Genomic DNA, 25,876 nt, shown 5'->3' with positions numbered 1-25,876 from the left:
ACCATGTTCAAGCTCGCACCTTTAAGCGCCGCGATTGTGTTGGCTCTGGCCGGCCAGGTCATGGCCGATGACAGCACCTCGACGCAGAACCAGCAGGGCAACGAAAACATCGCCGAAGTGTCCCAGACGGCGGCATCGTTTGCCTCGGCAACCCAGAACCAGACTGGCCGCGGCCATAACCACCTGGCCGTGCAGGACACCAGCACCAGTCACATTCTGCAAAGCGCCACCGGCTCGTACAACGCAGGTTATGCCGAGCAGTTGTTCGAGAACGCCAGCCAGATCACCCAGCAGTCTGCTGGCACCTTGAACGACAGCCTGGCCAGCCAGTCGCTGGGCGAAGGCAACCAGTCGTTGCAGATTCAACAAGGCACTGCCAACAGATCGACGGTATTCCAGGACAGCCAACTCGGTAGCCAGGCGACCACCCAGCAACGCGGCCAGCGTAACGAAGCAGTCGTCGAACAGGGCGTTGCGGGCAGCAACAACCGTGCGCTGATCGATCAGGACGGCAGTGACAACTTTGCTGCAGCCGAGCACCTCAATCAGCTTGACGGCAATGTCCAGATCTACCAGGAAGGCAAGCAGAACTGGGCCTACGGCGATCAGCGCGACGGTATTGGCGGCAGCATCAACATCAACCAGCACGGCACCGGCAACTCCATGGAAGTCTGGCAGGACGGTCAGACCGACAGCCAGGCCAACATTTACCAGAGTGGCCAGCTCAACGAAGGCTACATCGATCAGAGCTTCGGTCAGGCCAACTCCGCCAGCCTCAACCAGACCGGCAAGGCCAACGCCAGCTGGTCTGATCAGTTCGAGACCAACCAGTCGGTCACCAGTATTTCCCAGAACGGTAACAACAACCTGCACTACACCTACCAGATGGGTGATAACCACAGCCTGAGCATTACCACCACCGGCAATGGCAACAAAATCACTGCCAGTAACTGGAAGGGTGACAAGCTCGGCGGTCAGTTCGGCACCGGCCAGCGCGCCGAGATCAACCAGACCGGCTCGCTCAACAGCGTCAACCTGACCCAGGACGGTGCCAACCAGCTCGCCCGTCTGAACCAGAAGGGCACTGGCAACCAGATGCAGACCAACCAGATCGACAGCAACAACGAGCTGTACTTCGAGCAGAACGGCAGCGACAACGTGCTGGTTGCCGATCAGCGCGGTACCGACAACTACGCCAGCGGCTTGTCTGCCGGCAGTGGTAACAGCATCAACCTGACGCAGTCTGGCACCAGCAACGAGAGCTACACCAACCAGCTGTATGGCAGTGGTAACGAGGCCACTATCAAGCAGGCCGACACCTTCAACGTCGCCTACGTGACCCAGGGTGGCAATGCCAACCAAGCGTTTGTCGACCAGAGTGGCGCCAATCAGAACGCCACCATCAACCAGTTCGGCAATGCCAACATGGCGACCGTTACTCAGCAGTAATCAGTTCCCCCTTTGGACCGCGGCGCTCACTCCCTGGCGTCGCGGTTCTTTTTTTTGGTGCTGTGCGGATTGTTGGGGGAGATGATCTGTTGGCTTGGCTTGGCTTGGCTTGGCTTGGCTTGGCTTGGGGATTGTGGGCTTATCCACTTGATGTGGGTGCGCCACTGGCCCCTTCCGCCCTTACGGCGGGTCACTTTTTTTCTTGGAAAAAAGTAACCAAAAACCGCCTGCTCCTGCATCCGGCCCTTCGCTGCGCTCCGGGTGGCGTCTGGGTTGGCGTTGTCATCGATGGTCGCATAGGTGGTGGATATTCGGGCCTCTTCGCGGGACAAGCCCGCTCCTACAGGAACAGCGCCGATTTTGAATTTGGCGCAATCCCTGTAGGAGCGGGCTTGTCCCGCGAAGACGCCGGTACTGCCAATGCAAATCGCAGGGCGCAGCCCTGCCAGCCACCCCACAAATCCGCTGGTAAATAAACAAAGCGAGAGCGCAGCGATTCGCCAGCCGTTGCCCTGGCTGTTGATCTTGATCTTGCTCTTGATCTGCCAGCGACTTCAGGAGGCCGAGTGGAGGTCTTGCGCAGGGAGGTGGAGGCCATGGATGGCCGGAAAGCGCTGAGGCCCAGGAGGGGCCGTACAGCGCGGTCCTCCCGGAGCAAGACCGGAGCGAGGGAACCCCGCAGCGCAGCGGAGGGGCCGGATGCAGGAGCAAGCGATTTTTTGGTTACTTTTTTCCAAGAAAAAAAGTGACCCGCCGTAAGGGCGGAAGGGGCCAGTAGCACCAGCACATCAAATGGATAAGCCCACAACCTACAAGCCCCAGCACCAGCCCTGCTCGCTTCAGAGGGCGTACAATGCCAGGCAAACAGCCCCCGGCACACCACCATGATCCAATCCGACCTCGACCTGTTCGGCCCCCAGCCACAACGCCTGGCCAGCCACACCGTGCTGTTGCCCGGCTTCGCCCTGGCCGAGGTCGAAACACTGCTCGACGCCCTGCGCCCGGTACTGCGCGCCGCGCCGTTTCGGCACATGCGCACACTGGGCGGCCTGCACATGGCGGTGGCCCTGACCAATTGCGGCAGCCTGGGTTGGGTAAGTGATGCAAGCGGTTATCGCTACAGCCCCACCGACCCGGTGAGCGGCCAACCCTGGCCCGCCCTGCCCCAAGTGCTGCTGCAAATCGCCGAACGTGCGGCGAGTGCCGCAGGCTTTGAAGGGTTCGTGCCGGATGCCTGCCTGGTCAACCACTACTTGCCGGGTACCCGCCTAAGCCTGCACCAGGACCGAGACGAGGCCGACTTCGGCCAGCCTATCGTGTCGATTTCGTTGGGGTTGCCAGCAGTGTTCCTGTTTGGCGGGCTGCAGCGCTCGGATCGTACCCAGCGAATCCCCCTGAACCACGGCGATGTGCTGGTCTGGGGTGGCGAGGACCGCCTGAGGTTTCACGGCGTGCTGCCGATCAAACCGGGTGCCCATCCGCGGATGGGCGAACGGCGAATCAATATCACCTTGCGCAAAGCCGGACACTCGCATCCAACCTGACTGCACGGCTGATATTGATCGCCATGGCAACTCGCCACGTTACTTATCAGGCAGCTGTTGCACGTTGAGGTTGTCCAGCACCAAGACACTGTCGTCTTCTTCGGTATCTACCGCGACGCTGATCACCTCAGGGCCATCAATTATCAGCTCCTTGGTGCCATAACGCATCTCGCCCGGGCCCTCCTCGGACAACTCTTCGCCCTCACCAGCGATCGCCGTCGATACACCGCAAAAGCTGTTGCAACCCCAGGTGAACGTCACCAATCGACGCCCCGCCCCCTCAAGAACGAACTTCACACTGGAGTCCATTTCGAGGTGTTTGCCGCTGATCAGGCCCTTACTTGCCTCGTGCGGCTTGTCGCTTACCCCGCGCTTGGTCCTGTCCAACTGAAACTCGACGCCCTGCGAGCTGACCTTGGCCTGCTGGCCGAGCGCAAGGTCTTCAAAGTCGATGGAAGGCGTGGGTGTCGGTTGACCCGCAGCTTGATCCTGCGGGCTGTAGGCAAATGCCAGCAGACCACTCTTGTCGGCGGGGAACGTCACCCGCACGATCGGTATCAGTTGTGTGTATTTCTGCTGATAGCGGATCTGGTCATACTGCGCCTTCGCCAGGGCTTCACGTTCGCCTTCAAGGTAAAAGAACGAATGTACCGCAAGCTCGCCACCCTGCCCCCTTTGCCAAACAGGCAGGAGCACTTCGTTATTGATCGGCCAGAGCGCCTCGGACATGCCCGCACGCGCCTGCAATGCTGTCTGAAACCGTTGGGCTGCCTCGCGTGGTTGGCCGCGCAAGTCCCAGCCGCACACCCGATAGTTATTGGCCTGAGGGTATTTTTCAAGCCACTGCTGGGCGGTATTCACACCCAGGGCCTGGCAGGTATTGGTAGTGTCCTCGAAGCCAGTGATAGGGCCGCAGCCTTGCAGGGTTGGGCGCTGATTGGTGTTGGCGTTGATGGGAAACGTACATAGCACATTCAGCGTGGAGATCTTGCCCTCAGGCACGGCCTGGGTAGGGTAAAGAATGAGGCCATTCTGGTTGCCGAAAGGTCTGCCGAAGTTATTGTCCCGGCGTACCCAGGAGAACGCGACGCTGCCCTTTTCGAGCTGGCTGTCAGTAGGCTCCCAAGGCAAAAATCCGATGCTGCTGGCGGTGGTACGCATCGTGATGCCGCTACACAAGTAGCCGGGTTTGTCAGGCCCGCCACAATCTTCGGTAACGCTGTCATACCAGCGCTTGAGCTCAACGGCCGCAACGTTGCCACGTGCGTTCAGTTCGGCAAGAGTAGACGCTGCCGCAGAAGTCGAAGTGGCCGATACTGCAGTCGAGCTTGCCAAACAACCCACGCTAACTGAAAAGAGCAGACAACAAACCTTCCACATGATGTAGCACCTTGTTTAGTCAGGAAGACACTACGGGTGATTAACCCGCGTCAACCGCACTCAGCGCTACTGGCAAAAATGATAGGAACAGCTGAAGTAGACGGCCGTTAGTTAAGTTGCACCGTGCATCCTCTTCTCTTTCATTGTTGCTGATACTGACTCAAGAACTTATCTACCGTTGCAGCATCGCCACTGCCCTGCACCTGCCACAAGCGCCGTTCGATGCCCTGCGCCAGCAGATGCCCCACCGCCGCCTCGATCGCCGACAGCACGCACAGTTGCGCTGGTTCATTGGTGGTGTAACCCACCTCCGCTTCCAGCAGCTTCTTGAACTCGATGAACTTGAACACCCCGGCACTGCGCCCGACCGAGTAGATGGTCTTGCTGGTCATGACGTTGGCCAACACCTGGCCGGTGCGTACGTCGACCGCGCGCAAGTTGACCGTGACTTGGTCGACCCGGTACTCGCGCGAGATATCGATGCCCAGGTAGCGCGCGCCTTCGCCGCCGCTGCGCACGTTGGTGTCGTAGGCGATGATGCCGCCTTCGAGCATCAGATTGGCCGCCTGCAGGGGCGGCAGTTCGCCCGAGATGTTCTCGGCAACATCAGGTTTTTTCTGCGATGCACGGATGATCTTGCGTTCGGTCAGCAGGTTCTGCAGGCCTTCGCGCTCCAGCACCACGAACCAGCCGCTGGCACTCAGGGCATCCATCAGCATGCTTGCCGCACCCTGGGTGACGCTGGTGGAGAACGAACTGGCCGGGGTCGGTTTGTACTGCCCGGTCTGGTCGCGAAAGCCATACACCACCGCCATCAGGCGGCCCTTGGGCCGGGGCATATTGATCAGGTCGTAGTAGGTCGAGGCGCGCGGGGTCAGGGTCGGCGACTCCGAATCCTGCTCGGCCGACATCGGATCGCGCAGGCTGCACCCTTGCAAGGTGGCGAGGATCAACAGTGTGCTCAGCAGACGTTTCATGGTGGTTCTCCCCTAGTGCTGGTCCCTTCCCTCTCAGGGGTTCAGGCCGCTGACCTCGATGAGCGAGACTTCGCCGGTGGCGCGGTCAGTGACGCGAATGCTCAAGGCACCCGAGTCGTCGATCACGTCGATGAGAAAGGCGTCGGTAGACATGCTGCCGGTGCTGCCATTGCTGATGTTGTCGAGCAATTGCGAGAGCATCCGCGACTCGAGCTGGTTGCTGAACCGCTCCAGGGCCGAGGTACCGGCGAACGAGCTGCGATCCTTCAGGTCCGGGTCGTCGTAGTCGTTCTGCGCCTGGGCGTTGTTCAGCAACCAGGCGCCGTTCAGTGGATTACCGCCAAAGGCCGGATTGACCGGGGTGTAGACCAGCTCGGTGGCCTGAGCCTGGCTGGCCAGGGCCGCTGCCAGCAGGCAGGCGCCAAGACTGCGTGGAAGGTGCTTGTTCATAGCTCGTCCCTCTCCAGATCGGTGGTGTCTTGCAGCAGGCGTTGCAACTTGCGCTCGATGATCTGCTGCTTGACCAGGTCGGCGGCCGCGACGGCCTCGTCGGTGAGTTGATTGGTATTGGGTGGCAGGAAGCGCCGGTACAGCACGTCGCTTTCAAACTCCACCGTTACCAGGCTGCCCCAGCGGGCATCCGGTCGTTCCCGCACTACCAGGTTGAAGTCCAGGCGGCTGGTGGCGCGCAGGCGGTCGCTGAAAGCGTTGTAAAAGTCATGGCCGATGTGCGAGATGGTGTTGTCGACGATAAAGCCCATCATCTCGTCCTCAGGGCCGGCATGGGCCGCGCCGTGATTGAGCAGCAGGCACAGGGCATAGGCGAAAATTCGCCGGTGATGGGTCATGGCGCTTCTCCCTTGCCGCTGCGTCGAGCGCTACCGGTGCCACCCTCGGCAAATGCCTGTTCGGCGACGAACTGCCAGTCGCTGTAGCGCTCCAGGCCCTCGAATGCTGCCCACTGCGCATCGAAACCACTGCGCTTGAGCGGGGCGTCGTCGGCGCGGCTGTAGACGCCGGTGATGCGCCCATCGATCGAGCGCAGCAGGCCCCAGGTTTGATCGATGGCGATCGGGTCGGGGTAAAGCCTGCGGATATGGCGCCTGGGCGAAGGGAAGCGGTTGTCTTCGAGCAGCTCTTCCAGCGCCTGTGGGTATTGGGCCAGGCCTGGCGAAGCGCGGTAGTAGCTGCGCAGCGCCTGGGCGTACTGGCCACCGACCCACAACAGTTGCCGCTCGCGTTCGCGCAGGGCGCTGGTCGACCACAGGTTTGCGCTCGCCGCCAGGGCCATGCTGCTGACTGCGATCAGCCACAGCACACCCAGGTAGGTGAAGCCGGCACAAGCCTTACCACTCTGCATAGAGGCTGCCATCACGCGCCTTCCCGGTTGCACCGCTCTTGATATCGGCGACGCCGCCCGCCACGCCCTCTGGCGGCGGCAGCAATTGCCAGGCGTCACTGCGTTCGGTAATCGGGTCGACCGGGGTGTTGCGCAGGTAGCGCTGCTCGACCAGTTGCTCGAGCGATTCTGGGTAGTGGCCGGTGTCGCCGTAGTAGTGATCGAGCGACTCGCGCAGCACCGCCAGGCTCTGGCGCAGGGTCGCTTCACGCGACGCATCGAGGCTGTTGAAGTAGCGCGGCATGGCGATGGTCATCAGGGTGGCAATGATTGCCATGACCACCAGCAACTCGATCAGGGTGAAACCTTTGCTGCGTTTCATCGCCGTCACCATTGCCCGTAGGGAATCTGGTTGAGGCCCTTGCCGCGAGCCTTGGAATACACGTCAAAGACATCCTCGCCTTCACGTGGGCTGTCGGCGCTGCTGTCGTAGGCGCGCAGGCCCCAGCCGCCCTGGTCGTCGTCCTTGACCTGCACCAGCGGGTCATGTGGGATCCGCCGCAGGAAGTAGAACTTGGCGCCTTTGGCACTGCGCACATCGCGCACGCCGTCGACCAGTACCTGCAGGTTCGGCGGGTAACCGCTGGCGTTCAGGCGCTTTTCGATGTAGCCCGCGTCGAATGCACGCTTGTAGGCATCGATGGCATCGCGCACCTGGTACAGCGACTCGCGCAGCTGCTGCTCCTTGCCACGGCGCACGACTGTTTCAGTCAGCGGGGCGGCCATGGTGGCGAGCAGGCCGAGCAATGCCAGGGTCAGCACCACCTCGATCAGGCTGAAACCACGCTGCTGGCGTTTCATGGCTGCGCGGTCCGGTTGATGGGCGCCTGGGTGGCCGGGACCACGGCCATCTGGCCGTTGACCAGCGGCGCGCTGCCAGGTGCATCACTTGGCACGTCGCTGGGCAAGGCACCGGCCGGCAGCGGCAGGGCCAATTGACGTACCTGCATGGCCGACTCGGTGCCGGTGGCAAACTCCATGTCCGACGGGCTCTGGTACGGCAGGTTGCGCACGATGCGCGGGGTAATCGCCAGGACCAGCTCGGACTTGGTCATGTCGTCCTTGTTGCTGCCGAACAGCCGCCCCAGGCCTGGGATATCACCCAGCCCGGGGATCTTGTTGCCACTGGCGTTATGGTCGTTGCGCACCAGGCCGGCCAGCACCTGGGTCTCACCGTCATGCAGGCGCAGGCTGGTCTGCGCGTTGCGCGTGTCGACCTGGACCGGGATGGTACCCTGGCGGGTGGCCTCCAGCGGGGTGGCGTTACTGACTTCGAGGGCAATTTTGATCGCCACTTCGTTGTTCAGGTGCACGGTCGGCTGGACCTCGAGCTTGAGACCGACATCCAGGTAGGTGATGCTTTCGGTGATGACCGGGCCCTGAGTCGACGGCACCGAGGTGGCGCTGATGATCGGTACCCGCTGGCCGATGTGGATGCGTGCCTGCTCACGGTTGCTGACACGAATCACCGGGCTCGCCAGGGTGTTGATGTCTTTGTCCTGGGCGTTGATCTTGGCCTGCGGAGCCGGAGAAATGCTGATACGGCTGGAGTTGATCCCGCGTAGCTGGTCGAGAATGCTGACCGACTGCCCTTCGTTGTTGAGTACGCCAAAGGTATTGGGCCATTGCAGGCCGAGGTCGAGGATCCGCGACCGGGCCACTTCCATCACCTCTACCTCCAGCACCACCTCAGGGTTGGACTGGTCTTGCGATTGCAGGAGCTTTTCGGCCATGCGCACAGCGTCGGGGGTGTCGCGCATGGTCAGGGTGTTGAGGCGCTCGTCGACAAACACGTCGCGGGTCTTGAGCATGGTCTTGACCATGTTCAAGGCGGTGTTGGCCTCGATGCTGGTCAGGTAGAACGTGCGCATGACCAGTTCTTGGTAGTCCTTGGTCTTTTGCGGCGAGTCGGGGTAGATCAGCAAGGTGTTGTCGTTGACGATCTTCTGGTGCAGCTGGTTCTGCTCCAGCAACAGGGCCACGGCGTCCTCGATGCGCACCTCACGGACGAAGATGGTCGCTTTCATGTCCGGACGCAGGTCTTTGTCGAAGATGAAGTTGATCCCGGCAACCTGCGCCAGCACTTCGAAGATGGTCTTCAGGTTGGCATCGCGAAACTCCAGGGTCACCGGCCGCTCGAGCTTGCTGCGCAGTTGCGGGAACGGCGTGGCCGTGCGCGCCTGGACGTTTTCGATGTCGCTGCGCAGGATGATGCCCTTCTGGTTTTGCGGATCGAGCCGGAGCACTTCGCGCATGTAGCGCTCGGCGCCAAACAGGTCGCCCTGGCGCAAGGCCGCCTGGCCGAGGGCGACGCGCTCGTCGAGGGTGCGGATCAGCTCGATCTGGCGGATGCCTTCCTGGGCCCTGCGGTTGTTCGGTTCCAGGGTCAGCACGCGGCCGTAGCCGATCCGCGCGCCAGCGAAGTCATGTCGGCTACGGTCGCTGTCAGCTTGGGTCAACAAGGCTTCGACCGAGGCCTGGCGGCCCTGCGCCAGGGCGATGTTCAGCTTGGTGTCACGCGGGTCATCGCGCAGGGCCTCTTCCAGGCGGCTGATACCGGCTTCGTATTGACCCTCCTTGATCAGCTCCTGGCTGTCTTTGCGCACGGCACTGGAGCCGCACCCAGCCATGGCCACGCACAGCGCGAGGAGCATGAACGGAGCAGGCTTGCACGACTTCGAAGGCTTCATGGTGCGCTCCCGACAGACAGGGTCTGTGGCTGGTGCAATGGCAGGTAGACCAGGCCCAGCTCGGTGGCCGAGACATGGTCGAGGCGGTAGGTGTCGTCAATCACGTCGCCTTGGCGCACGACGTAGAGCTTTTCCCCGCTTTGCAGAAAGATCTGCAGGTCGTCGCGATCGCCCATGCGCCCGATGAACTGGAATGGCAGCGTGGGCGCGGCCGGGGCGGCGGCCACCAGCGGGGCGCTGATGACAGGTTGTTCGGTGACCGTGGCCACGGCTTGCGGTTTGCTCCAGCGTTGCGCCGGGAACAGGTCGCGGGATGGGCCTGCGGCTTTATCGCGGGGCAAGCCCGCGCCCACGTTTGCATCACTGCCCGCACGGCTTGCGTGGGGGCGGGCTTGCCCCGCGATGGCCTCCACGCGCTCCTGTGACTGGCCAAACCAGTGCCCAGGCGCCCACGCCACGGCTGCGCTCAACCCGAGAAAACCGGTCCACAGCAGTGCACGCGAGCTGTTCATGACGACCTCGACAGGTAAAGGGTCATGCGCAAGCGACCGTTAAGTTCGCTGTCACCGATGCGCTTGCGCTGCAGTTCCAGGTCTTCCAGCACCAGGGTCGGCAGTTGCCCGAGCAAGGCCTGGAGAAAGCCGCGAATCTGCGGATAGCTGCCGCGCAGCGGCAAGACAATCTGGTAACGCGCCAACTGCGTCTTGGGATCGACGCCCAGGGCGTATTCGCCGCGGGCCAGGCTGATCCGCTCGGCGCTGGCCAGGCGGTACAGACGCTCGATCAATGCACTCGCCTCAGGCTGGCCCGGCAGTTGCTCGCGCAGGGTGTCCAGCGCCTGCTGCTCGGGCTTGACCGCGATCTTCAGTTCACCGCGCTGCAAGCGTTGCACCTGCACGCTGGCATCCGCTGCGCTGGCACGCAGTTCGCGCACCGCTTGCCATTGCGGCAGCACGCTGGCCAGGCCGAGGGTCAGCGCCAGACCGCTGACAAGCGCTGCGCCAAGACCGACGCGGCCCAGCCGGCGGACGTGTTCGTGCAGGATCAGGCTAGGGACGCGCATGGCCGATCTCCCAGGTAGCGGTGAGGTTGAAACGCACGGGATGCTCGGCCTGGCCCGCCACCACTTCGTGGTTGAGCAGCGACACATCGCGCAGTTCGCTACTGCGCTCCAGACGCTGGTGGTACTGCAGCATCGCTTCGAGATCACGCGCCTCGGCGGCGATGCGCAGCTGGCCCTTGCGCGCATCCGGGGTAATCGTGAGCAGGGCGACGTCTTCCTGGGGCATGGCCTCGAGCATGGTGAACAGCTGCTCCCAGGGCCGCTGCAGTTGTTGCGAGACACTGCGCATCTGCGCCAGCTGTTCAGCCTGTTCGCGGCTGGCGGTGCTGTTTTGTGGCGCGGCGCTGAGCGGACGCCGACCGAGCTTGAGTTCCAGGCTGTGTACGCGCGCCTCGAGCTCACCCTGTTCGCTTTGCAGCTGCTGCTGGAGCAGGAGCAGCACGGCCAGCACGGCACTGCCCAAGGCCAGCAGCGACCAGGCCAGCGCGCTGCTGCGCCGGGGTTGGAATTCCAGGTCGAGGCGGCGCATCTCAGGCCACCGCCTGCCACATGGCGCACAGCGGATCGCTGTCGCCTGCGGCTTGGCACAGTTGCACAGCCGCGAGTTGCGGCAGTTCGGTGCGACCCGAGGCATGCAGGTAGACCCGTGGCAGGTGTTCGCCATACAGCTCGCACGTGCGCTCGATCAAGGCCTGCAGGGCCTGGTCTGTGTCGGCGCAGCCCTGCGCCAGGACTTGCTGCCAGGCACCGCCGGCGGCCAGCAGCAGGACGCTGCGGCGAGGTTCGGCGAGCACGAAGAGAAAATCGCCCTGCTCCAGTTGGGCGCTGCAGCGGTTGAACGCGGCCATCAGGTACGGCTGGACCGAGTTCAGCCGCAGCCGATGCTGCCGGCCGAGCGTCTGCAAGCCTTGCAGCAGTACCTCTGGCAGTGCCGTGGCAATCCGCGCGGTAGCGGCCGGCTCAGGCGAGAGGACGATGCGCCAATCGGCCAGCGACTGCCCATAGAGGTTTTCAAAGCAGCCCTGGGCATACGCTTGCAGCTCGCGCGGATGGCCGATGGCATCACTCCACGGCACCAGGCAGAAGCGGCTGAAGCGGGCCGAGAGCAGCACCTGCAACTGGCCGCCGCGCAGCGCATGCTCGTCGAGCAGCACCGCCAGCGTCTCAAGAGCGGCCGCCCAGGCCGGCTGGGCCGCGTCGCTGGTGAAACCGCGACTGCCCAGCCATTGGTGTTGTTGTGCGTGCCAGCGACCCAGGCCGACACCCTCGGCGCCGAGCACGGCGCAATAGCGATCAGGCGATAAATGTGACACGGTTGATCTCCTCAAGCGTGGTACGGCCCTCGCGGACCAGGTCCAGGGCGCTGGCGCGCAGCAGGCGCAGGCCGCGCTGGCAAGCCAGGGTCTTGATCTGCGCCAATGGCCGGCGCTCGACGATCATCTGGCGCAGGTCATCGTCCAGGTGCAGCAGTTCGGCAATCGCATTGCGTCCGCGGAAGCCACTGCCACGGCACTGGCCGCAACCCTGGACACTGACGAACTGCCAGCCGGTGACCGCCTCACGGCTCAGGCCTGACGCCGCGAGCAGCTCGTCGTCCGGTTCGCTGGGCCGTGCACAGTGCGTGCAGGCCAGGCGAATCAGGCGTTGGGCGAGGACGGCGTTGAGCGCGGAAACAAAGCTGTAGGGGTCGACCTGCATCTGGCTGAAGCGGCCGATCACATCGAACACGTTGTTGGCGTGAATGGTGGTGAATACCAGGTGACCGGTGAGCGCTGACTGCACGGCGATCTGCGCGGTGTCCGGGTCGCGGATCTCGCCCACCAGGATCTTGTCCGGGTCATGGCGCAGGATCGAGCGCAGGCCGCGGGCAAAGGTCAGGCCCTTTTTCTCGTTGACCGGGATCTGCAGGACGCCGGGCAGCTGGTATTCGACCGGGTCTTCAATGGTGATGATCTTGTCCACGCCGTGGTTGATCTCGCTGATCATGGCGTAGAGGGTGGTGGTCTTGCCGCTGCCGGTCGGGCCGGTCACCAGGATCATCCCGTAGGGTTCGGCGGCCAGCCGGCGCAGGGCACGCAGGGTCTCCTCCTGAAAGCCCAGGGCCTGCAGCTGAACACCGCTGACCTTGTCTGACAGGTCTTGCTTGTCGAGCACTCGCAGCACGGCGTCTTCGCCAAAGATGCTAGGCATGATCGACACCCGGAAGTCGATCTGCCGCTCGCCTACGGCGACTTTGAAGCGCCCGTCCTGGGGCACGCGTTTTTCGCCGATGTCCAGCTCGGCCATGACCTTGATGCGCGAGATCACCTGCTCGGCAAATGCGCTGCCGCTGGCCTTGCCGGCGCCATTGAGCACGCCATCGATACGGTACTTGATGGTCAGGCCCTGGCCGGTCATGCCCAGGTGGATATCGCTGGCATGCTGCTTGAGGGCGTCGTACAGAGTCGAGTTGACCAGCTTGACCACACGGCTCTGGTCTTCGCTGATGCTGGTCAGCGACAGGCGCTGCAGTGGGTCGGTCTCGATGCCGGGCTCGCCGTCCTGATCGAGGGCGTCGACTGCGTGGAAGCTTTCTTCGTGACGGGCGAGAAACGCCGCCAGATCACCGGCATGGGCCAGGTACAGCGGTGCATCGTGCAGGTTGTCGTCGATCCAGGCCAGCCGCGCCGGGTCGAACGGGTCGGCAAATACGCCGATGATATCGGCGCCGCGCTGGACCAGGACGAACTCACGCTTGAGGCACTGGGCCAGGCTGACCTCCTCGAATATCGGGGTCGAGGCAAACAGGCTGGCGCTGTCGAGTGCGGGGTAATGAAGGGTGCTGGCCAAGCGTTGGGTGAAGACTGCCGGGGTGTCACAGGACAGGCGTTCCAGGCAGCTCAGCAGGCGTTCGTCGCTGGCTTCGAGGCGGGCCTTGGCCAGCAGGTCGCGGGGGTAGCCGGTAATCTGCGCCGAGACCTTCGCGGACAAGTCCGGCGCAACCGGCTCGGGGGTGTCGATGCTGCTGGTGGATTGATCCATGGCCTGCGACTCCGCTCAGGGGCGCGTCGCAGGTGGCTCGGTAGAGGCCGGGGTGGCTGCGGGCGCCGCTATTCCCCGGTGAGCAGTTGGTCGTCGTCGGATCCGGGCGGCCTGGCGCCATTACGGCGGCGATCGGCCAACACCCAGCTGCCATCGAACAACTGCATGGGGAACATATCGTTCCTGTTATGGCGTCGTTCGACGAACCCCTCGGCCGGGTTGTCAGTGGCCCTGCGCTGACGCTCGATGCCCGTCAGGTCGGATACCGCGCGGGCCAGTTCCACCAACGGGAACGGCTTGAACAGGACATGGGTCACGCCAAGTTCGGCGGCCCGCTCACGGACCTCGGCGGTCGGGTGGGCGGTAATCAGCACGAAATGGCACTGCCTGTTCTTGCGCACGGTCTCCAGGACCTGAAACCCCTCCATGTCGGGCAAGCGATAATCCAGCACGATCACGTCCGGTTGGATTTTCTCAGCCAGCTCAATGCCGCTGAAACCGTCGTGGGCAACACCAACTTCCAGCCCTTGTGCTTGCAGGTAGGCCTGCAGGTTCAGCGCGAGGGTCTGTTCGTCATCGACTACCAATACTCTGTTCACCAAGGTCGACTCCTGAGAACTGCCCGGTTTCCCGGTCTGCGAAGTGCGGCCTTGTAGAGGCTTGAGCAGGCTTCGTGCCAGGCATGAAAAGTCATGTTGCACCACTGTAGGTCATTGATTTTATTGGGCTCTTTGGGAGCCTCTGAAACAGGCATGCACCTGGTTCCCCATATCCGGGGAGCCTGATGGCAGTTTGCCTAGCCGGCAATCCCCACACTTGGGGACTCTACGCCACAGCGTATCAGTCTGATCGCTCGACTTGCGCAGACTCACGCAAACGTTGGCGTACCGACTGACGCGCCTTGGCCTGAAGTTGCTCGGCAAGCGCGACCCTGGCCAGTGCCAGGCCCTGTTCCGGTATGACAGAAGTGTTATCACTTTGGTTCTGCGCTCCTTGCAGTGTTTGTCGATTGGCCTGATAGAACGCCTCGACTTCAGCGGCGCTCGGCTCATCGACCGCGCTGAGTTGCGCGTAAGCGCGCTGTGCGGCCATTTCATGACGAGTGTAGTCGGCAAAGTCTGCCCGATTGAAGCCCGCCTCGGCCAGGCGCTGCTCGAACACCACGGGGCTGCCGAAGGCTTGCTCGAGTTGACCGATCTGCGCCGATACCGCCTCGTCACCGACGACAATGCCGCGGCGCTGGGCTTCCTGCCAGAGGAGCTCTTTGTCGATCAGTTCGTCCAGCGCCTGCTCGCGCAGGCGCTTGTACAGGTTCGGGTTGCGGATGCTGGTGACGGCCCGCCCCTGGTCCTGCAAGTATTCGGTGAAATAGCGCTCGAGGCGCATGACACTGATTTCCACGCCGTTGACCCGCGCCGCAGCCAGGTCGGCGCGGCTGAGCGGGACCACCGCCATCAACAGGCACAACAACAGGATACGCATGGCAACCTCCGTTCAAGGGCTGTCCGGCAGCGGCCGGTACGGGGCAACGTGGGCAAAGCGTGGCCCGGGCAGGCCCACTGCGACGACATGGGCGCCGGCCATGCCCTGGCGGCGGCCGGGGCCGAAGCCGAGCAGCGGGGTCAGCCCGGTATCGACGTCATGCAAGCCTTCGAGAGCGCTGACCAGGCGCTCGCGGCTGGCATCGCGACCGACCTGCTTGAGCGCCTCAGCGAGCAGGCGCAGGGCGCACAGGGTGTTGACCTGCAAGGCCGCCTGGCGGGCATCCAGGCCCTGGCGTTGCTGCAACGCAGCCAGGCTGGCGCGGCCGGCTTCGGTCCAGTCGCCAGGCACCACCGGATAAGCCAGAAACAGCCGTTGTGACCACTGCGGCGCAAGCTGCGGCAGGGCTCCGGCAACCTGCCCGGAGGCGGCCAACAGATAAGGCGTACGGCCAGCGCTGGCCAAGGCCTGAGTCAACGCGATCAAGGCTTGGCCGCGGCCAACGAAGACAATGCCCTGGGCGTCCGGCGCCTGGCCGGCGAAGGCCAGCGCGGGCGGCAGGTTCCAGCCGGCGCGCTGCAACCGTTGCCGCACGGCCTCGGCCAGCAAGGCCTGATCTTGCTCGGCGTACAACACGCGCAAGCTGTCGCTGGCCAGCCCGAGCGCATCACGGGCATGGGTAGCCACACTCAATAACTGCTCGCTCAAGCCTGGCATGGGGTCGAACATCTGTGGGCTGTCGCCACTGCGCGGGGAGCTGCCGATCAAGGGCACGCCCCGTCGCTCAAGCTCAGCGGCCAGCCGTGCATCAAGCAACGGCGCCAGCGGGCTGATCAGGGCGAAAATGCTCTCGTCGTCAAGCAACCGCTGCAGCGCCAGCCCGGCGCTTGCAGCGTCCTCGCCCGGGTCGAGCACTACCAGTTGCAGGCGTCGGCCATGAATCCCACCCTGCTGATTGAGTTGGGCCAGGCCGTCATCGAGCACCGCACGCACTACCCTGCCCGCCTCTGCCAGCGGGCCGGAAGCCGGTAACAGCGTGCCCAGACGCAGCACATTCGGCTCGACACCAGGGTCTCGCTCATCGCCCAGGCGCTTGAGGTAAGCGGTCAGGTTGCGCTGGTCAGCCAGGCTCATGTCGAAGCGCGGCATCGCCGGATCGAGGCGGTTGCCGGCGGGATCAAGCCCGTGCTGGATGGCCCGGGCCAGACTTGCATCGGTATACGCGGCATAGCTGCGGCCATTGGCCTGACGCAGCCCCTGGCCAACGCTCAGGCGCTGCCACTCCAGGCTGGATGGGCGTACACCGCCCTCGCTGCGGCCACGCCCATCGCGGCCATGACAGCCGGCACACGGCAGAACGCTGGCCGGTACGCTCATGTCACCGACGCCAACCCGCGCCACCACCTGGGCGTCGCCACTGGCCACGCCCTCGCGGTACAGGCGCTTGCCTGCCTGCTCCGCAGGGGTCAGGTCGAGGGCCAGTGCCGCACTGCACAACGACAGCCCCACGCACAGTGCCCATAGTCGGCCCATGGCGCTCACCGCCCTGCCAGCGGTTGGGTCAACAGCTGCATGCGCTGGGCAATCGCTGCCGGCGGCGCGTCAGGGCGGATCTTGCTCCAGCGTTTGCTGGCGACGTCGCCGACGATCAGTTGGGTCGAGTGTTGCTCAGGGCTGGGCAAGAACTGCCCCAGGCGCCCCAGCACCAGGTCGACGCTGGCCTTGTCGCCGGTCAGAAACAGCCAGTTCGGGCCATCCACGCCCTGCTTCTCGGCAAATGCCTTGAGCACCGCCGGGGTGTCGTTGAGCGGGTCGCTGCTGAGCGAAATGAACGTCACCTGGCTGGCCAGTTCCGGACCCATGGCTTCACGTACTTCGCGCAGCTTGCGGGTGATCAGCGGGCAGGCATCGTTGCAATGGGTGAAGATCACGTTGAGCATCACCACCTTGTCCTTGAGCACATCGCTGTAAAAGCGCAGCTCGCGGCCATTCTGGTCCTTGAGCAGCGTGTCGGTGAACCAGCTCTGCGCATCGCGCGTACCGCCGCCGCTGGTCATCGCCTGCGGCGCCGGTTGCGGTTGGGGTTGCGCGGCGCTCGGCGCATGGCCTTCATGGGCAAAGGCGACGTTGCACAGAATGCACAGGCAGCCGATAAGGGTCAGCCAGTCGAGACCGCGCATGCCGGTATTGCGGGTAGTGAGGCTGCTCATGGCTGGATCTCCTGCGCGGCGGGCTGTGACTGAGCGGGTGTGATCGCGATTGCGGTGCTTTTGGCATGCACACGGCGCGCACTGAGGCGGTTGATCTCGGCCACCAGCACGGCCGGATCGGTGAAACCGTAGAAACGCGTCCAGTGGCCACTGCGGCCATCGCCAACGATGATCAGTGGCGGGTGCTGGGTGAGGTCGGCACTGAAGCTGCCCAGGCCCTTCAAGGTTTCGCTGATGGCATACGGCGAGCCAGTCAGCCAGCTCCAGCCCGGCCCGTGCTGAAAGGCCTTGGCATAGTCGGCCAGGCGTTTGGCGTCGTCGCGTTGCGGGTCGACGCTGATCGACACCAGCTGGATCTCGTCGCCTACGCGACCGCCGAGCTGGGCCTGGACCTTGGCCATGATCGACGACACCACCGGGCACACCGTGGTGCAGCTGGTGTAGATGAAGCCCATCACCACCAGGTGTTCGCCGACCAGGTCTTGCTCGAGGCGCACCGGCATGCCCTCCTGGTTTTGCAAAGCGACGTCGGCAAAACGCACGCTGGCCTTCTCCTGATGCGCGGCCGGCGGTTGCGGGGCATGCCCGCTGTGGTCATGGCCGGCATGCGCCCAGGTCAGGTTGCTGGCGAGCAGCAGGCTCAGGGCAAGCAGTTTGCTTGGGCTGTTCATCGCACACTCCTGGCGTTCCCTTGGGAAGCGGTGGGCGCTGCGGCCGGGAGGACGCGCAGGCTGGTGTAGTTTTCTTCGGCAAACTTGCGCCCCAGCGACGGCGACTGCACATGCAGGTACCAGGCGCCGGGCTCGGTCAGCTGCAAGGAGGCCTGGTAGACGCCCTCACCCACCTCGATCAGTGGCAGGCTGCGCGGCAACGACGAGGGCGCCAGGAAGTAACGCAGGCTCAGGTCTTGCAGGCCCAGGCGTGGCTGGCCGTCGTCACCCAGAATGCGCACGCGGGCGACAAACGGGTTGTGCTGCAAGGCCGGCTGCTCGTTACCGATGAATTCGGCGTGAGCGCCCTTGTGCCGGCTCGCGCCCGGCACGGCGGCGATGTCGGTGCTGAAGCAGTGAATGATCTGTGGCTGGTTGAGCAGGAAGGCCACGTCGAACTTGCCGGCTGCCGGCATTTTCACCGTCGAGCCGTACACCCCCGGGGCCAGTTCGCGCAGGCTGCGGTCGATGACGATCGCCGCGCGAGCCTGATGGCCGCGGTTGTTGTAGCCCGACATCGGCGCGTTCATGCCCTCGGCATAGAAGTAGGTGGTGTTGTCCACCGGGTTGACCACGAATACCGAATTGTCGTCACGGGCTACAGACAGCCCTTGTGCCAGCGGCAGATCACCCGCCTGGCGCGGCGCGGCGGGGCCCGCCTCGAAGCCCTGGACGATCGGCTCGCGACCATCACCCAGGCTGCTCAGGTTGATCATGCTGACTTTCGGCGAAGCCAGGCCACGCACGTAGGCGTAGCCCTTGGTGAAGGTCAGCTGATAGGGCTCTGCCGCGACCGGGATGCGGTGGATCAGTTTGTCGGTGCTGGCGTCGATCACCAGCGCCTGGTTTTCCAGGGTGTTGAGCACCATGCCGTAGCGGCCATCGCTGCTGAAGCGCATCGGCCCCAGGCCCTGTTCGGCCTTGACGGTATGGCGCAACTGATGGCTGTGGGCGTCGATCACGCGCACCGTGCCTTCCTCGCCATCGGCGACGTAGACCGCCTGGGACAGTGCCGAATAGGCCACCGACAATGGGTGCGGGCCCACCTCGATGGTTTTCACCAGGCGCATCTCGGCGATATCGATGACGCTCAGGGTGCCGCCATCGCGGTTGCTGACAAAGGCGAACCGCGAGTCACTGCTGAAGGCGATCTCGTGGTGGCCGGAGCCGGTGGCGAAGGTTTTCAGGGTACTGCGGCTGGGCACGTCGATCACCGTTACCCCGCCCATGGCTGGATCATCGCTGTTGTTGCCGACCCACAGCCGGCGCTGGTCCGGCTGCAGGGCTACGCGCAGCGGCATCGCACCAGCCTCCAGGGTAGCCACGCGGCGGAAGGTCTCGGTATCGATCACCGCCACCTGGCCACGCTCGGGGATGGACACGAACACCTGCTTGTCATCGACGGTGGCGGCCCAGTCCATCGGTCGCCCGGGCAGGTCGATGCGGGCCAGGGTGCTGGTGACACCACCGACCGACACCGTCGGGTCGATCACGGTCAGGCTCGGATCCTTGTTCAGCACCAGCAGAAAGTAGCTGTTGAGGTCGAGCAGCGGCCGGGCACCGATGCTGCTCTTGAGAAACAGCGCCACGCGGGCCTTGCAACTGCTGTCGCGATCGCCGGCCGGCGCCGACTGGGCCGGGTCGAGCCAGGCCCCCGGCGCCATCCCGGACAGCGGCAAGCCGCTGTTCTGGTCGCTGACCTTGAAGCGCACGTTGGCAAAGCTGCCTTCACGCAGCTCGCCGCCGTCCATGGCCTTGGCCTCGAACTCGACAGTCACGCCGTCGCGGCTGAGCCGGTGCAGGCCCTGCGCGTCTGCCGCTTCCTGGAGCAGTTCGCGGGGGTCGCACCAGAGTTTCTCGTAGGCAACCCCCAGGCCGATCAGCGCCACTCCCAGCAGTACCCCCATGTAAGCAGGGCGAGTCTTTTTATTCATGCTCGCATCCCCTTCCGTTATTGCGCCGGGGCCGTTGCCGGCGGCGCTTCGTTGGTTACCCGCAGGATCCCCCACAGCCCCGAAACGTTGCCGTAGGCGGCATAGTCACGGAACAGGTAGTCGCCCGGCACACCGTTGGCGCCCCCCGCACTGGGCAGCATGAAGCTGAAATGCGCGGCCGGCAGTACGCTCTCCTGGGCACCGATGTAGATCGACATCGGGTTGTAACCGAAGCGCACCGAACCGATGCCCGGCAGGTTCATCGGGTAGCCATCCAGGTCGTTTTTCTCGGCCTGGTAGGCGTGCAGTGGCCACAGGTGGCCGTCCAGCTGGTAGGTGATGCCGCGGCTGCCGCCACTGGGCATCAGCACGTGGCTGCGCGCCGGTTGACCCGGTTTGGCCCAGAGCACCGGGGTCTGCGGATCGCCGCCGACCAGGGCGTTGCTGTAGGCCATGTGGGCATTGGGCACATCGGCGAAACCAAAGCCATCGGCATGTCCGAACGGTGCATCCGGGGCCAGGCCAAAGCGCAGCCACAGCGGTTCGGTCTTGTAGTTCATGGCCATGTTGCCGTTGTCTTTCGGATCGCCTGGTACGCCGTTGCCTTCGGTAGCGATGCCTTCCACCGGCCGACCATCAGCCCAGCGCATGTTCATCGAGCGCTGCCACATCGTGACGAAGTCGCGGTAGTCAGGCTGACCGCTGACCTTGACTGTGGCCTGGGCGCGACTGGCAGTGTCTTCGGTCCAGGTTGCAGCCTGCGGCAGGATGCTCATGCCACCGACCAGGCCTTTCTGCGGCTGCTTGATGACGTCCGACGGGGTCAGGTTGAGGCCGCCGAACTCGATTGCCGTGGTGTTGATGTTGTCCACCGTGCGGCCCAGTTGCAGCACTGGTTTGTTTTCCCGCTCCAGGTGGCCGGCGTAGTACTGGTACACCTTGGTCGGGTAGGCGCCACTGCTGCCATTGCGCGGCGGTACGGTCTGCACCGGGTTGAGGCCGACGTTGGCACCGTCCGACTTGGTGATGTCATAGCTGAGCAGTTGCGCGTGCAGGCCGACGTGGCTGGACGGACGCATCAGGTTGTTGTTGAACGCCGTGGAGCCTTCGCTGCCGTTGCGGTCACGCTTGACCACGTTCTGCATCACGGCGGTGCTGGGCAGGTCCGGCATCATCAGCGGCAGGCGGTTTTCCAGGGTGACGCTGATGCAGTCACCGGCGTTGGCCCGCAGTACCAGTGGCTCGACCGGAACACCTGCCTTGAGCTTGCCGGTGCTGGTGTCGAGGTCGGCCTTGCGCACGTAGAGCACGGCGGTCGGGTCATGCAGTGGCGCGCTGTGGCCGCCGACAGTAAAGGTGGTGCCATCCTCTTCGTCGACCACGGTGACCTGCGGGATGCTGGTCTTGCGGCTGTTGAAGACCAAGGTGCCGCCGTTGGCCTTGAGCGGGCCGCCGACATGCTGGCCGATACCGGCCGGGTCAGTGATGCTCACGCCATGGCGGTTCTCGAGGATGTCGTTGGCCAGGGCTGCGACGATCTCGTAGCTGCGCTTGACCGTGGTGCGGCTGCCGATGCCATTGGCGTTGGCAGTGGTTCTCGGGCAGATGCCGTCGAAGGCCACGGTGTTGCGCATGGCCACCGGTTGCGGGTTGTTCGGCAGCGGAAACAGGTCGGCACGCTGCGCGGTGTAGTTGCGCATGATGCCCCAGATGCCGTTCCAGTAGCCTTCCAGGGCGGCGTCGAGCGAGTACAGGTAGTCGCCGTTGGTGGCCGCCGAACTGGAGATCATCGACACCGGCGCCATGAAGCCAAGCTGCTCGGAAATACCGATCATCTGCGAGGCTTTCCAGCCCGAGTTGGAGCTCATGCCGAAGCCCGAGCCGTTCTGCAGCCACTTGACGCCGTGCAAGGTGACGTTGTGCTCCTCTTCGTGGCCGCCGGCATGCATCCGCAGCCGTACATTGTCACCCGAATAGGTGCGCAGCAACGGCGTGAACGGGTCGCCTGGCTCGGCGCCCTTGTTGATGTGCGGCGGGAACAGCGTGGTCCCGCCGGTAGGGCCGACTGCCGAGGTGATCGCCGAAGGCGCCAGGTTCATCGCCGGGATGGCCCGATCGGTACGGGTTTGCAGGGCATAGCTCAGGTCTCCGGCCAGGCCGTCGGCCTGCATGCCGCGCTTGCCGTCCGGGCCGACCTTGTTCGGGTCGAACACGCGCAGGGCCAGGGGTTCGTTGCGGTAGTTGACGACGAACATGCCAGGGTCATCCACCGAGATTGCCTGCGGGCAAGGACGGCTCGGACAGCCTGGGCTGAGCCCGCCACGCGACTCCACCACCGATTCGAGCAGGTTCGACGCCGCCTGCCGTACAGGCGGGTTGATGGCAAAGCGGAAGCTGTCGCCGGTCGCCGGATACGCCTGGCCGTTGGGCACGCCATCCGGGCCGGCGCCGACGTACACACCCGCTTCATAGGCGTGCTGGAAGTCGCTGTACTCGAGGAAGAACTCACGGTAGCTGTCGTTGCGGCCATCGCCATCATGGTCGCCGGTCTGGATCACCGCCTGCCATGAGGTCGGCCCGCCATCCTGGCGCGTGGCCGGGTTGTAGAGCTTCTCGCCGGTTTCGGCGTGGTACCAGGTGGAGCCGGCAGGTTCGGCCAGTACGGTGGCATACAGGCCCAGTTGCTGGTGGGTCGATGGGCCAAGGTGGTCGTGGGTAAAGATGGTACCCAGGCCGCGGTCGACGTTGTGCACGTTGACCAGCGGGTCGGCGAACCAGCGTTGCATGGCGGTACGCGCGCCGAGCCAGTCAGCCCGGCCAAAGCGGCCGAAGTACGGGTGCTGCTTGGCTTTCGGGCAGGCGGCAGTGCCGTCACGGGCATCGCCTTCAGAGCAGCCATTGAAGCTGCGGATGGCATGGATACGCTCGACCACGCTGCCGGGCGAGAGAATCCCGTCTTCGTAGTTCCAGCCGTTGGCCGAGCCGTCGGCGGCGGTCAGGTCCCACTTGGGCAGGTGGATGTGCTGGCCGATGACGTCGGTTGGCGTGCGCACCTGGTAGTCGTCCATCTCGTAGAACGACGGGATCAGGTTGGTGTGCTGGTACATGGTGCAGTCGAAGGTGTTCATGCGCATCACCAGCGGCTCTGGCGGACGCTGCTTGGTGATCACCGGCCAGGCGTCTTCCCAGAGGGTGAGGATACGGGCCTGCGGGAAGTGGTAGCCGACCTTGTTGTAGACCGCGTCGAACTGGATGTTGGCGCCTTTGTAGATGCGCGGGCGATCCGCGCTGAAGGTCGAGGCGCCGCGGAAGTTCAGGCCAGTGAGGCTTTCACCGCTGAAGAACTCGCCAGCACCGGAAGACTGGGTCAGGCGCTTGCCACGGTCATCCATGCAGGGCTCATAGAACGGCGCGCCGGCGGTAGGCAAGGCGCCGTTGGTGCGGAAGTTGCGCGCCACCGGCTGGCTGCCGGGGATCAGCGCATAACTGGCGTGCTCGGCCTTGGCGTGGAACTGCATGGCGGCCTGTTCGACCTCGGTGCCTTCTTCCGGCATGTAGATCGGCTTGGCCTTGTGCACGACCTTGGAGAAGTCCAGTTTGGTTGTGGTAGCAACCGCCTCGCCGCCGGCTGAAATGCCGTCCAGCGTATGCCGACCGAGGCCGCCGTCCCAGCCGTCGACCTGACCGGCATCGAGGTTGGCCCAGAGCGCGTTGCCACTGTTCTTCAGCTGCTGCGCAAGAACGGGATCGAGCATGTCCAGCGGTGGCGTTGGTGGACGTTGACCGACGCTGCTCTCCATGCCGCCGATCCAGAACGGATAGCCGGGGTTTTTCAGGCTGCCGTCGGCATTGCGGTTGGTTTCGCTGCGATCGACCAGGGCCAGCGAACCGATGGCGCGCGGCGCAGCGGCGTCATGGCCATGGTCGTCGTCGCCCTCCTCCTCGTTTTCTTCGTCATCGTCGTGCTCGGCAACCAGCTGTTCAGACAGCTTTGGCACCACGACGACCTTGCCTGGCATCGGCGCCATGGCCTTGCCGGGCAACGGGACGATGGCCGGGATCGGCGTACCGGCGATGATTTCGCCGTCGGGCAGCGCCCTTGCGCCAGCCGCCGGCTTGCCGTTGCGCAAGGCGAACGGCGTGCTGTGATAGCCGTTTTGCGCCTCGCCGCTGACTTCCAGACGGGTGCCCTCTTCGAACACGTCGTGCACCCGCCACATGGCCCACATGCCCTGGGCAAAGTGCGGGTAGAAGTGGCAGTGGTAGATGGCGTCACCGGCAACCCGGTTGCGGTTACCGGAACCGCCGTTGGCGATCTCGTAGGTGTAACCGATACCCGGGCCTATCCCCTGGGCGTCGATATAGTCGGAGTTGTCGTCATTGGGGTTGAACAGCCACTGGTGACCATGCAGGTGGAAGATGTGCTGCTCGTGGCCATTGTGGGTATTGCGGAACTTGGTGAAGTCGCCAATGTAGCTGTGATGGACGTTGGCCGGCTCCGAGGGGTACAAGGCCATGGTCGCCTTGACCCCGATGGCGTTGGCGGGCGGGGTCTCGCCTGGGCGAATGTGCTCGAGGCCTACGTTGGCCGGGATGTCCACCAGGGTGCCAACGTCGCCGACCGTGTGCGAGCTCAGGAAGAACTCTTCATACGCGCACGACAGGCAGTCGTGCATCGGGCCTACGCCAAGGCGGTTGGCCACCACCTCGGCACCCATGCCGCCGGAGCCGTAGTTGATCATGAACGAGTCGCGGGTCGGTTCCAGCACATGGCCCATGATCGGGTCTGCCCAGTAACCGGGGAAGGCCTGGGTGCCGGCGACTTCATCGGCGAACTGCGAGCCGAAGTCGCGGAACGCTTCCAGCCGATTGGGCAATGCCGGGTTGCGCTTGTTGACGCTTTCCAGCGGATAAGTGCTGCGCGGGAAGCTGCCATCCGGGTTGGGGCCCATGACCACCGCGTCGGTCTCGCTGCTGAGGATCTCGCTGCCATCGATCATGGCGATGATCGGCTTGCCGGCCTTGCCTTCGCTGATCCACGGCTCGACTTGCGGGTAACGTGCGTCGTAGTTGACGACGGGCTGGCCGGTAGGCGCGCGGCCGGTACTGGCCAGGCGCATTTCCTCTTCGGTGAGGGTGTTGCGGTAGGTACGGCCGCCCTTGGGTACCACCACCACCTGGCCGAACAGGCCGTTGGCGACGTTGCCTGCACCACCTTGGCCGCCAAAGGTAGCGCCCTGGCTGGTGGCGGCGAAGGCGCCCTCGCGCTCGGCGTAGAGGGTGTAGCTGCGGGTACCGCCGGGGGCGACCAGGAAGTTGCCGTTGCGCCCGGTGTTAGAGGCGATATCGCTGATGCCGTTGACCGCCTGCATACCGTTGACCTGGAAGCCGACGTGGCGGTCAGCGACCTGCTCGTCGGCTACAAAGTGCTCGCCGCCTTCGTTTTCGAATTCGGGGGCCTCGTTTTCGTTCTCTTCGCCTTCGTCTTCTTCAACCTCGACCACGTTTTCTTCGTGGTCGATGCCATGCTTGTTGGGGTTGGCCTGATAGGCCAGCAAGTTGGTCAGGTTGACCGTCAGGCAGTCACCGGCGGCAACGCGCAAGACGATCGGACGGGGCCGTTTGTCTGGGCGCAGGGTGACCTTGCCGGGAACGGCGGCGCCGCCTTTGCTGAGCGGGACATGGTTTTCGTCGACGACATCATGGCGCAGGGCGAACATCATGCCGTTGGCATTTTGCGCACCGAGGCGGTTGAACATCAGCGGTTGGTCCAGCGCGACGACGTTGGCCACCAGGTTGCGCTGGCATTGCACCGCCGCCTCGCTGGTCGCCTGCCAGCCGAACAGGGCTAGCACGAGTGATGTCAGGACAGGGCCTTTGAGCGGGGTCTTCATGCTGCACCTCCGGGGGACACAGGGACTCTGCGTGGAGGAGAGCAAGGCGCATGCCAGGTATTTTATTGTTTTATTTCAATGGGTTGGGAAGGTAAGCGAAACGGATTGGGGAGGATTCCCCGG

The 25,876-nt window shown here is 64.1% G+C and carries 23 protein-coding genes; 2 read left to right on the top strand and 21 right to left on the bottom strand.

What is annotated here, in order from left to right:
* The first annotated feature begins 3 nt into the window (after positions 1-3).
* Positions 4-1,449, top strand: a complete 1,446-nt coding sequence (locus J3B00_RS14440) for a curlin (RefSeq protein ID WP_209868145.1) — start codon at positions 4-6, stop codon at positions 1,447-1,449.
* Positions 1,450-1,475: 26 nt separating this feature from the next.
* Here J3B00_RS14440 and J3B00_RS14435 read toward each other — a convergent pair whose 3' ends face one another.
* Positions 1,476-1,781, bottom strand: coding sequence for a hypothetical protein (locus J3B00_RS14435; protein ID WP_209868144.1), 306 nt, complete (start codon positions 1,779-1,781; stop codon positions 1,476-1,478).
* Positions 1,782-2,333: 552 nt separating this feature from the next.
* Here J3B00_RS14435 and alkB point away from each other — a divergent pair.
* Entirely contained in the window at positions 2,334-2,993 is a 660-nt protein-coding gene (gene alkB / locus J3B00_RS14430) for a DNA oxidative demethylase AlkB (RefSeq protein ID WP_209868143.1), read from the top strand.
* Positions 2,994-3,032: 39 nt separating this feature from the next.
* On the opposite strand, the gene J3B00_RS14425 is transcribed toward alkB, so the two are convergent.
* The 20 genes from J3B00_RS14425 to mnxG form a co-directional block, all read right to left on the bottom strand.
* Complete coding sequence (locus tag J3B00_RS14425; RefSeq protein ID WP_209868142.1) at positions 3,033-4,373, bottom strand: hypothetical protein; 1,341 nt, start codon at positions 4,371-4,373, stop codon at positions 3,033-3,035.
* 140 nt (positions 4,374-4,513) lie between these two features.
* A complete protein-coding gene (locus tag J3B00_RS14420) occupies positions 4,514-5,350 on the bottom strand; it encodes a CsgG/HfaB family protein (protein ID WP_209868141.1) in 837 nt (278 codons plus the stop codon).
* A 33-nt stretch (positions 5,351-5,383) separates the two neighbouring features.
* A complete protein-coding gene (locus J3B00_RS14415) occupies positions 5,384-5,800 on the bottom strand; it encodes a curli assembly protein CsgF (protein ID WP_209868140.1) in 417 nt (138 codons plus the stop codon).
* On the bottom strand, positions 5,797-6,198 hold the full coding sequence (csgE, locus tag J3B00_RS14410; RefSeq protein WP_209868139.1) for a curli production assembly/transport protein CsgE: 402 nt from the start codon (positions 6,196-6,198) through the stop codon (positions 5,797-5,799). The genes J3B00_RS14415 and csgE overlap by 4 nt, the downstream gene beginning before the upstream one ends.
* Positions 6,195-6,722, bottom strand: coding sequence for a type II secretion system GspH family protein (locus J3B00_RS14405; RefSeq protein WP_209868138.1), 528 nt, complete (start codon positions 6,720-6,722; stop codon positions 6,195-6,197). Before J3B00_RS14405 ends, csgE begins: the two co-directional genes overlap by 4 nt.
* The gene (locus J3B00_RS14400; RefSeq protein WP_209868137.1) at positions 6,697-7,071 is read right to left on the bottom strand and encodes a type II secretion system protein; all 375 of its coding nucleotides are present in this window, start codon (positions 7,069-7,071) and stop codon (positions 6,697-6,699) included. The genes J3B00_RS14405 and J3B00_RS14400 overlap by 26 nt, the downstream gene beginning before the upstream one ends.
* A 5-nt stretch (positions 7,072-7,076) precedes the next feature.
* The gene (locus J3B00_RS14395) at positions 7,077-7,550 is read right to left on the bottom strand and encodes a type II secretion system protein (RefSeq protein WP_209868136.1); all 474 of its coding nucleotides are present in this window, start codon (positions 7,548-7,550) and stop codon (positions 7,077-7,079) included.
* Complete coding sequence (locus J3B00_RS14390) at positions 7,547-9,439, bottom strand: secretin N-terminal domain-containing protein (RefSeq protein ID WP_209868135.1); 1,893 nt, start codon at positions 9,437-9,439, stop codon at positions 7,547-7,549. The genes J3B00_RS14395 and J3B00_RS14390 overlap by 4 nt, the downstream gene beginning before the upstream one ends.
* Positions 9,436-9,951, bottom strand: a complete 516-nt coding sequence (locus J3B00_RS14385) for a hypothetical protein (RefSeq protein ID WP_209868134.1) — start codon at positions 9,949-9,951, stop codon at positions 9,436-9,438. Before J3B00_RS14385 ends, J3B00_RS14390 begins: the two co-directional genes overlap by 4 nt.
* Complete coding sequence (gene pilO, locus J3B00_RS14380) at positions 9,948-10,502, bottom strand: type 4a pilus biogenesis protein PilO (protein ID WP_209868133.1); 555 nt, start codon at positions 10,500-10,502, stop codon at positions 9,948-9,950. The genes J3B00_RS14385 and pilO overlap by 4 nt, the downstream gene beginning before the upstream one ends.
* Complete coding sequence (locus J3B00_RS14375) at positions 10,489-11,031, bottom strand: pilus assembly protein (protein ID WP_209868132.1); 543 nt, start codon at positions 11,029-11,031, stop codon at positions 10,489-10,491. Before J3B00_RS14375 ends, pilO begins: the two co-directional genes overlap by 14 nt.
* A gap of 1 nt (position 11,032) precedes the next feature.
* A complete protein-coding gene (locus J3B00_RS14370; protein WP_209868131.1) occupies positions 11,033-11,815 on the bottom strand; it encodes a hypothetical protein in 783 nt (260 codons plus the stop codon).
* Positions 11,796-13,472: a GspE/PulE family protein gene (locus J3B00_RS14365; RefSeq protein WP_245362810.1), complete on the bottom strand. Its 1,677-nt coding sequence runs from the start codon at positions 13,470-13,472 to the stop codon at positions 11,796-11,798. The genes J3B00_RS14370 and J3B00_RS14365 overlap by 20 nt, the downstream gene beginning before the upstream one ends.
* A gap of 119 nt (positions 13,473-13,591) precedes the next feature.
* On the bottom strand, positions 13,592-14,125 hold the full coding sequence (locus J3B00_RS14360; RefSeq protein WP_209868129.1) for a response regulator: 534 nt from the start codon (positions 14,123-14,125) through the stop codon (positions 13,592-13,594).
* A gap of 238 nt (positions 14,126-14,363) precedes the next feature.
* A complete protein-coding gene (locus J3B00_RS14355; RefSeq protein WP_209868128.1) occupies positions 14,364-15,005 on the bottom strand; it encodes a SurA N-terminal domain-containing protein in 642 nt (213 codons plus the stop codon).
* 12 nt (positions 15,006-15,017) lie between these two features.
* The gene (locus tag J3B00_RS14350; RefSeq protein WP_209868127.1) at positions 15,018-16,538 is read right to left on the bottom strand and encodes an ABC transporter substrate-binding protein; all 1,521 of its coding nucleotides are present in this window, start codon (positions 16,536-16,538) and stop codon (positions 15,018-15,020) included.
* A gap of 5 nt (positions 16,539-16,543) precedes the next feature.
* On the bottom strand, positions 16,544-17,215 hold the full coding sequence (locus J3B00_RS14345) for an SCO family protein (RefSeq protein WP_209868126.1): 672 nt from the start codon (positions 17,213-17,215) through the stop codon (positions 16,544-16,546).
* A complete protein-coding gene (locus J3B00_RS14340) occupies positions 17,212-17,886 on the bottom strand; it encodes an SCO family protein (RefSeq protein WP_209868125.1) in 675 nt (224 codons plus the stop codon). Before J3B00_RS14340 ends, J3B00_RS14345 begins: the two co-directional genes overlap by 4 nt.
* Positions 17,883-19,859, bottom strand: a complete 1,977-nt coding sequence (locus J3B00_RS14335) for a cytochrome D1 domain-containing protein (RefSeq protein ID WP_209868124.1) — start codon at positions 19,857-19,859, stop codon at positions 17,883-17,885. Before J3B00_RS14335 ends, J3B00_RS14340 begins: the two co-directional genes overlap by 4 nt.
* Before the next feature lie 17 nt (positions 19,860-19,876).
* A complete protein-coding gene (mnxG, locus tag J3B00_RS14330) occupies positions 19,877-25,753 on the bottom strand; it encodes a manganese-oxidizing multicopper oxidase MnxG (protein ID WP_209868123.1) in 5,877 nt (1,958 codons plus the stop codon).
* Positions 25,754-25,876 lie beyond the last annotated feature (123 nt).

Source organism: Pseudomonas sp. BP8 (genome assembly GCF_017875955.1).
Lineage (GTDB): Bacteria > Pseudomonadota > Gammaproteobacteria > Pseudomonadales > Pseudomonadaceae > Aquipseudomonas.
This window is presented reverse-complemented; position numbering and strand designations above follow the sequence as displayed.